The 7,698-nt window shown below is 73.4% G+C and carries 6 protein-coding genes and 1 pseudogene; 1 reads left to right on the forward strand and 6 read right to left on the reverse strand.

From position 1 onward, the window contains the following. Positions 1 to 35 precede the first annotated feature (35 nt). The 5 genes from argJ to B0E53_RS13225 all read right to left on the reverse strand — a co-directional run bounded on the left by argJ (position 36) and on the right by B0E53_RS13225 (position 5,416). Positions 36 to 1,208, reverse strand: a complete 1,173-nt coding sequence (gene argJ, locus B0E53_RS13205; RefSeq protein WP_107076335.1) for a bifunctional glutamate N-acetyltransferase/amino-acid acetyltransferase ArgJ — start codon at positions 1,206 to 1,208, stop codon at positions 36 to 38. Next, positions 1,205 to 2,206: an N-acetyl-gamma-glutamyl-phosphate reductase gene (gene argC, locus B0E53_RS13210; RefSeq protein ID WP_107076336.1), complete on the reverse strand. Its 1,002-nt coding sequence runs from the start codon at positions 2,204 to 2,206 to the stop codon at positions 1,205 to 1,207. Before argC ends, argJ begins: the two co-directional genes overlap by 4 nt. Positions 2,207 to 2,376: 170 nt before the next feature. Next, a complete protein-coding gene (locus tag B0E53_RS13215; RefSeq protein WP_107076337.1) occupies positions 2,377 to 3,402 on the reverse strand; it encodes an NAD-dependent epimerase/dehydratase family protein in 1,026 nt (341 codons plus the stop codon). A gap of 8 nt (positions 3,403 to 3,410) precedes the next feature. Then, on the reverse strand, positions 3,411 to 4,208 hold the full coding sequence (locus tag B0E53_RS13220; protein ID WP_107076338.1) for a glycosyltransferase family 2 protein: 798 nt from the start codon (positions 4,206 to 4,208) through the stop codon (positions 3,411 to 3,413). Beyond that, positions 4,205 to 5,416, reverse strand: a complete 1,212-nt coding sequence (locus B0E53_RS13225; protein ID WP_107076339.1) for a nucleotide sugar dehydrogenase — start codon at positions 5,414 to 5,416, stop codon at positions 4,205 to 4,207. Before B0E53_RS13225 ends, B0E53_RS13220 begins: the two co-directional genes overlap by 4 nt. A 294-nt stretch (positions 5,417 to 5,710) precedes the next feature. Here B0E53_RS13225 and B0E53_RS13230 point away from each other — a divergent pair, with 294 nt between their 5' ends. Continuing rightward, positions 5,711 to 7,087 carry a beta-1,3-glucanase family protein gene (locus B0E53_RS13230; protein ID WP_281492855.1) on the forward strand — a complete coding sequence of 459 codons (1,377 nt, stop codon included), beginning with the start codon at positions 5,711 to 5,713 and terminating at the stop codon, positions 7,085 to 7,087. Between the two features lie 49 nt (positions 7,088 to 7,136). On the opposite strand, the pseudogene B0E53_RS13235 reads toward B0E53_RS13230, so the two are convergent. Continuing rightward, positions 7,137 to 7,698 (reverse strand): annotated as a pseudogene (locus B0E53_RS13235) (phenylalanine--tRNA ligase subunit beta); the annotation flags it as partial.

Below are 7,698 nucleotides of genomic sequence, written 5' to 3' on the forward strand. Positions count from 1 at the left end.
GACTGCGGGACTCCGCCGCGCCGCGTTCCTCGCGCTCACGATGAATACGCCGAGTTCTCGTGCACGTACGCGTGCGACAGGTCGTTGGTCCAGATCGTCGCCGCCGCCTCGCCGGCGTGCAGGTCGATCCGGATGGTGACGTCCCGGCCACCGAGGTCCACCTTGGCCCGGTCCTCGGCGGCGGCGCCGCCCCGGCACACCCAGATCCCGTTGACCGCGACGTCCACGCCGTCCGGCTCGAAGGCGGCGGTGGTGGTGCCGACGGCGGCGAGGATCCGCCCCCAGTTCGGGTCGTTGCCGAACAGCGCGGTCTTGACCAGGTTGTTGCGGGCCACCGAGCGGCCCACCTCGACCGCGTCGTCCTCGTCGGCCGCGCCGACCACGTCGATGGCGATCTGCTTGGTGGCGCCCTCGGCGTCGGCGATCAGCTGCTGGGCCAGGTCGTGGCAGGCGGCGGTGACCGCGGCGGTCAGCTCCGCGGCGCTGGGCTCGATGCCGGAGGCGCCGCTGGCCAGCAGCAGCACGGTGTCGTTGGTGGACATGCAGCCGTCGGAGTCGACCCGGTCGAAGGTGACCCGGGTGGCGGCGCGCAGCGCGGCGTCCAGGGTCTCCGGCCCGGCCACCGCGTCGGTGGTGAGCACGCAGAGCATGGTGGCCATGGCCGGGGCGAGCATCCCGGCGCCCTTGGCCATGCCGCCGACGGTCCAGCCGCTCCCCCGGGCCACGGTGGTCTTGGGCCGGGTGTCGGTGGTCATGATCGCCTCGGCGGCCGGATGGCCGCCGACGCGGGACAGGCCGCGCACCGCCCCGCGGACGCCCGGAAGCAGCTTGTCCATGGGCAGGCGCTCGCCGATCAGGCCGGTGGAGCAGACCGCCACCTCGCCGGCGCCGACCATGAGCCGGGGGCTGCTGGCGGTGAGCGCGGCGGCGGTGTGCTCGGCGGTGGCGTGGGTGTCCTGGAAGCCGGCCGGGCCGGTGCAGGCGTTGGCGCCGCCGGAGTTGAGCACCACGGCGCGGACCACGCCGCCCCGGACGACCTGCTGGGTCCAGAGCACGGGGGCGGCCTTGACCCGGTTGGCGGTGAAGACGCCGGCGACGCCGGCGTCGGGGCCGTCGTTGACGACGAGGGCGACGTCGCCGGCGCCGCTGGCCTTGAGGCCGGCGGCCACGCCGGCGGCGCGGAAGCCCCGGGGGGTGGTGACTGTCATGGGGCTGCTCCAAACACGGAGAGTCCGGTGGTCTCGGGGAGACCGAACATCAGGTTGGCGTTCTGCACGGCCTGGCCGGCCGCACCCTTGCCCAGGTTGTCGATGGCGCTGACCACGATCACCCGGCCGGAGTCGACGTCGACCGTGGCCTGGAGGTGGCAGGAGTTGCCGCCCGCGGTGGCGGCGGTGTGCGGCCACGCCCCCTCGGGCAGCAGGTGCACGAAGGGCGCGTCGGCGTACGCCGCCGCCAGCACCTCGCGCGGGTCGGCGTCGCCGGTGGGGACGGCCGTGACGGTGGCCAGGATGCCCCGCGGCATGGGCGCCAGGACCGGGGTGAAGGAGAGGCTGGTCGCGCCGGTGGCCTGCTTGATCTCCGGCACGTGCTGGTGGGCGCCGACCTTGTAGGGCGACAGGTCGCCCATCACCTCGCTGCCGAGCAGGTGGGGCTTGGCGGCCCGGCCCGCGCCGGAGGTGCCGGAGGCCGCGACCACCACCACGTCGGTGGGGAAGACGGCGCCGGCGGCGATCAGCGGGGCGAGCGCCAGGGTGGTGGCGACCGCGTAGCAACCGGTGCTCGCGACCCGGTCGGCCGCGGCGATGGCGGCGCGCTGGCCGGGCAGCTCGGGCAGCCCGTAGGTCCAGGCCCCGGCGTGGTCGCCGCCGTAGTAGCGGGCCCAGGCGTCGGCGTCGCGCAGCCGGTGGTCCGCGCCGAGGTCGACCACCTTGACCGGGCCGGGCAGGGCCGCGGCGAGGGCCGCCGACTGGCCGTGCGGCAGGGCCAGGAAGACCAGGTCCGCCTCGGCCAGGGTGGTCGGGTCGGTCGCCCCGAGGACCAGGTCCAGCCCGGCGAGCTGCGGGTGTACGGCGACGACGGGCCGGCCGGCCGAGGCGTGGGCGGTGGCGGCGACCAGCTCGAACTCGGGGTGCCCGGCGAGCAACCGGAGCAGCTCGCCGCCGGCGTACCCGCTCGCGCCGGCGACCGCGACTCGGATGCCCATACTCACCTCCGTATGACTATGCAGAGAAGGCTAGTCGGCGGGGCGCGGCAGTGCAAGTTCATGCATCCCATTGCATGGAAATGATGGCGTGACGACGATCACCGAGGCGGAAACGCCGACGGCCCGCGTCGCGGGGAGCGACACGGGCCGTAGGGGACGGACGGCGGACGTCAGAGGCGGCCCTCCTCGACCGCCCGGGTCACCCACGGGATGACCTCGTCAAGCATCGCGTCCAGCGAGGTGGTGGCGGTGAAGCCGAGCACCTCGCGGGCCTTCGTCACGTCCGGCACCCGCTTCTGCACGTCGTACTGGAAGGGCTCGTCGGAAACGTGCCGGAATGGCACGTCCGGGCCCTTGATCTTGCGCCAGATCAGCTCGGCCAGTTCCAGCACGCTGGTCGACTCGGCAGTGGAGAGGTTGAAGTCCTCGTTGTGGGCCGCCGGGTGCTCGATCGCGCTGGCGATGCCCCGGGCCAGGTCCCCGCCGTAGGTGTAGTGCCGCACCTGGCCGCCCTCGCCGAGGATGTGCAGCGGGTCCTGCCCCTTGACGATCTTCTGCACCAGGTCGGGCACCACGTGCGACATGGCCAGCTTGACGTTGCCGGACAGCACCTCGACCTGGCCGAGCGCGCGCCCCTCCCCCACACCGACGCAGTTGAACGGCCGCACGATCGTGTACGGCAGCCGGTACTGCTCCCAGGCGGCCCGGGCGTAGTACTCCACGGCCAGCTTCTGGAACCCGTACGACGACAGCGGCGGTGGGATGCGCCGCTCGTCGCCCTCCCTGCTCGGCCAGTGCTCGGTGGACTCGAAGACCATCGAGGAGGAGAGGTAGGTGACCTTCGCCAGCCGGCCGTCCCGATGGGCGCGGATGGCCGCGTCGCAGGTGGCCGCCATGATCCGCTCGTTGGTGGCGAGCAGGTCGTAGGCGTACGCGTGGAAGTAGGAGATGCCACCGATCATCGCCGCGCCCGCGACCAGGTGGTCACAGCCGTCCAGCAGCATGCTCAGCAGGTCCACGTCCCGCGCGTCGCCCTCGACGAACCGGAACCGCGGGTGGTCGTCGTAGCTGTGCGTGACCGGGCCGTACTTGGAGAAGTTGTCGATCCCGACGACCTCGTGGCCCCGGCCCAGCAACTCCTGCACCAGGTAGCCCCCGATGAAGCCGGCCGACCCAGTTACCAGGACTTTCGCCACGTGCGCTCCTATGCGGTCTTCTCGTACTCGGTGCTGTCATGCGGTGCGCGCGGTGGCGGCGCAACCGACCGCGAGCCGGCCGCCCGGGCCGCCAGCGTCTCACGGCTCAGCCGTCGACCGTAGGCGAAGAAGTACCAGCGCAGGTAACCGGGGAGGAACCGACCCAGATCGAAGTGGGACTCCCCGAGTGGCCGATCCAACCAGATCGTGGGTATCTCGGCGACCGGCAGACGCAGCCGGTTGGCCTTGGCGGTCAACTCGAGCCCGATCTCGAAGCCGGTCCGCGACTCGATGCCCACCTCGCGGACGAATGCGGTGTCGTACGCCTTGAAGCTGTTGGTGGCGTCCCGGGTGCCGACCCGGGCGAACGTGTAGAGGCTGCGCCCCGCCCAGCGGGACATCATCCGCTTCAGCCGCGGCCCGCCCACCTGCTGCCCGCCCGGCATGTAGCGGGACGCGGCCGCGACCACCACGCCCCGGTCCACCAGCCGGGCCAGCTCGTCGATCTGGCGCGGGTCGTCACAGCCGTCGGCCATCGTCACCACCACGACCGGGGCGAGGGCCACGTCGATGCCGAACCGGATGGCGTTCGCCGGGCCCCGGCCGTAGGTGTTGAGCACCGCCCGCACCCTCGGGTCGGTGCGGGCGACCTGTTCCACGTACGGGACGGTGGTGTCCTCCGGCATGTCGTGCACGATCAGCACCTCGGCCGGCAGCAGCATCTCGCGCAGCATCCGCTCCAGGCAGCGCAGGATCGCCTCGCCCTCGTTGTAGACCGGCACGATCACCGATACCCGCGGTGTCATACCCGCACCCCGGCCCCGGTCAGGCCCCACATGTCGATGACCGGCAGGTCGGTCTCCAGCCGGGCGTACTGCTCGTGCGGAGCGGCGATCACCAGCAGGTCCGCACGACGCAGCACCTCGTCCAGGTCGACGAGGCGGTCATCGGCGACGTACGGGTCGGTGCAGAGCGTCTCCCGGGTCTTCAACGCCAGAATCTTGCGCAGCTTGTACGCCAGGCTCTCCCGCGGATCGTCGCTGCCGCCCTTGAAGGCCATCCCGAGGATGCCAACGGTCAGGTCCGCCAGATCGAACCGGTCCTCCAGTCGGGACACCAGGTAGAGGGGCAGCCCCTCGTTGATCAGCATCGCGGAGTGGCCGAGCACGAAGTTGTTCCGGTTGAACGCGGCCAGCTGCATGGTGTCCTTGAACAGGCAGGGGCCGGCGGCGAAACCGGGCATCGGCAGATCGGCGGCGCGCGGGTAGTCGTGCGCGACCGCGTGCCGGATCCGGGCGAAGTCGAGCCCGAAGTCGTTGGCCATCATCCAGAACTGGTTCGCGGTGGCGAACTTGATGTACCGCCAGGTGTTGGTGAACAACTTCGCGAGCTCGGCCTCCTCCGGCTCGAGCGGCACGATCTCCTCGGTGAGGTGCCGGAAGAGCTTCTCCGCCCGAGCGAGGGCATGCGGCGTACGGGCGGCGACGATCTGCGGGAGCGTGAACAGCTCCGTCATCGCCCGGCCCTCGGCGATCCGCTCCGGGCAGAACGCCACGTCGGCCCGGATGCCCTTGCCGATCAGGAGCTTCTCCGTCAGCGCCGTCACCCCCGGGTAGACGGTGCTGCGCAGCACCACGAGCTGCCCGTCGCGCAGGTGCTCGGCGCAGCGCTCGAGCGCCCGGGGCACCGCACCCAGGTCCGGGTTGAGGTGCTCGTCGACCGGGGTTCCGACGACCACGACCAGGTGCTCGGAGGCGCCCACGCTGACCGGGTCGGTGCTGGCACGCAGCCGGCCGGCGGTCACCGCCTCGGCGAGCGCCTCGGCGGCGCCCGGCTCGGCGAAGGGAAGGATGCCGGCGTTCACCGTGGCCACCGCGTCGGCGTTGATGTCGTAGAGCACGACGGACAGACCGCGGGAGGCGAACGCGATGCCCAGCGGCAGACCCACCCGACCGCAGCCGCCGACGATGCACACGTCGACGGAGATGGGCGGCGGAGCCGGATCCTGGGACATGGCTGGACTCCCGTGGGGTGGCGGGTGATCCCGGCGGTGGCCGGAATCCAAGCAGGCTAACCGCTCGCAAGTGACCCGTGGGTAGCCGAAGATGCCGTCGCCGCTGGCCTTTCGGACGATCCTTGACGCTACGCGACAGCCCGGACACGAGGGGCGAGAGACGAATTGACAGCTGCCCATATGAAGCGGATGCTGAGAGAGCGCTCTCTCGGGTCGTCCCGCCCGCGTCCGCGCACTCCGCCACGCCCACCACCCCGCGCCCGCCGCAGGCCGCGGCGGGTGCAAGGAGCTCCCGTGTCCACCCCCAGGAGACTGCTGCGCGTCCTGCTCGCGCTCGCCCTGGCCACCACCGGCTCGGTGGCCGCCGCCTCGCTCGCCCGCGCCACCGGCCCCGACCTGCTCCCGCTGACGGTCACCAACGCCACCGGCCGCACCGAGGCCATCTGGCTGTACGTGCTCGGCACCGACCTGACCACCGGCCGGCTCGGCTACGTCACCGCTGGCGGCGCCTTCACCCCCTGGCCGGCCGGCGGCCTGCCGCCCACCCCCGCCCCGGACGTCGCCCAGTCGGGCTGGAGCGGCGCCGTGCAGACCCGCGCCGACGGCACCGTGCTGCGGGTCCTCGCCCCCGGCAAGGCCGCCGACGCCGGGCTGTTCAGCCGCACCTACCTCGACCCGTACATCGCCTCGGCCTGGCAGGCGTACGCGACCAGGACGCTGACCGTGGCGCCCTTCACCGACCAGCCGGGCGTGCGCTACTACGGGCGGACCAGCGGCGACGTGCTGACCTTCACGGACGGCGCCGGCCGGCAGGTGGCCGCCTTCCGCCGGCCGTCCAGCGCCGACGTGTGGGGCTGCGACGGCGCGCTGGCCGCCCCGAACGACCAGGTGGTCGGCCCGATCGCCCGGACCCTCTGCGCCGCGCTGCACCGCTCCACGCTGGGCACCCTCGACCTGCAGCCCTCCGGCGGGCCGGCCGACTTCTACCGGGGCGCGCTGACCAACCACTACTCCCGGATCGTGCACGCCAACATGGCCGACGGCAAGGCGTACGGGTTCGCCTTCGACGACGTGCTGAACCAGGAGTCGCTGGTGCACGACGGCGACCCGCGGGCCGCCGGGATCACGCTCAGCCCGTTCGGCCCCGGCGGCGGCCCCAGCCCCTCGCCCAGCCCGTCCACCACGGCGACTCCGGGCCCGTTCAGCGCGACCCGCTACCTGCGGGCCGGCGGCGCGCTCGACCCCGCCACCGGCACGTCCGGCACGGTGACCCTGGCCGCCGCCGGGGGCAACCACGACGGCACGCCCACCAACCCGCAGGTCTTCACGGCCCGGGGCATCACCGGCCGGTGGACCGGCGGGGGCACCGCCTTCGACCTGTCCGTTGACGCCGGCACCGCGGTGGGCGACGGGGTCCAGGTGCGGATCTCGTACGACCGGACCGGCGACGGCGGCTGGGACCGGGTGGAGACGTACGCCTACTTCGCCACCGACCCGGTGCCCGGCTGGGAGCACTACCGGCAGACCCAGGGGCTGCGCTCGGCCACCGGCGCCCTCGGCGACCTGGCCGGCGGCACGGTGCGCGTCGAGGTGTGGAACGCCATCGGCGACACCCCGACCACGCTGGGCGTCGGCGACTCCTCCCGGATCACGCTGCCCTTCACCGGCTGAACACGCGGACGGGCCCCTCCCGTGGTGGGCGGGGCCTGTCCGGTCGTCGTCAGGCGCCGCGCAGGGTGGCGCCGAAGCGGCGGGCCGCCTCGGCCACCGCCGCGTCCCGGGCGGCCACCGCCTCCTCGCCCGCGAGGGTGCGGTCCGGGGCCCGGAACGTCAGCTTGTACGCCAGCGACCGGCGGCCCGCGCCGAGCTGCTCGGACGCGTACACGTCGAAGAGCCGGACGTCCTCCAGCAGCGGGCCGGCCCCCTCGACGAGGGCCCGCTCCACCTCGGCGGCCGGGACCGACTCGTCCACCACCAGCGCCACGTCGATGAGGGCGGGCGGGAAGGTGGAGACGGCCGGGCCGGCCACCACCGGCGCGGCGGGCAGCGCGTCCAGGTTGAGCTCCATGGCGCTGGTCCGTCGGGGCAGCTCGAGCGTCGCCACCACAGTCGGATGCAGCTCACCGGCGTACCCGACCACCGTGTCGTCCACCAGCAGCTCGGCGCAGCGGCCGGGGTGCCAGGGGGCGCGCTCGGCGGCCCGGACGGTGACCCGGCCGGCCGGGATGCCGGCGGCGGCGAGCACCGTCCGACCGGCCTCGACGGCGTCCGCCCAGCCGGCC

The organism is Micromonospora sp. MH33 (assembly GCF_003013775.1).
Lineage (GTDB): Bacteria > Actinomycetota > Actinomycetes > Mycobacteriales > Micromonosporaceae > Micromonospora > Micromonospora fulviviridis.

Bases quoted from the DNA above. Each gene is read 5' to 3' on its own strand.
- B0E53_RS13220 (WP_107076338.1), bottom strand. From the start codon at position 4,208: ATGACACCGCGGGTATCGGTGATCGTGCCGGTCTACAACGAGGGCGAG.
- B0E53_RS13225 (WP_107076339.1), bottom strand. From the start codon at position 5,416: ATGTCCCAGGATCCGGCTCCGCCGCCCATCTCCGTCGACGTGTGCATC.
- argJ (WP_107076335.1), bottom strand. From the start codon at position 1,208: ATGACAGTCACCACCCCCCGGGGCTTCCGCGCCGCCGGCGTGGCCGCC.
- argC (WP_107076336.1), bottom strand. From the start codon at position 2,206: ATGGGCATCCGAGTCGCGGTCGCCGGCGCGAGCGGGTACGCCGGCGGC.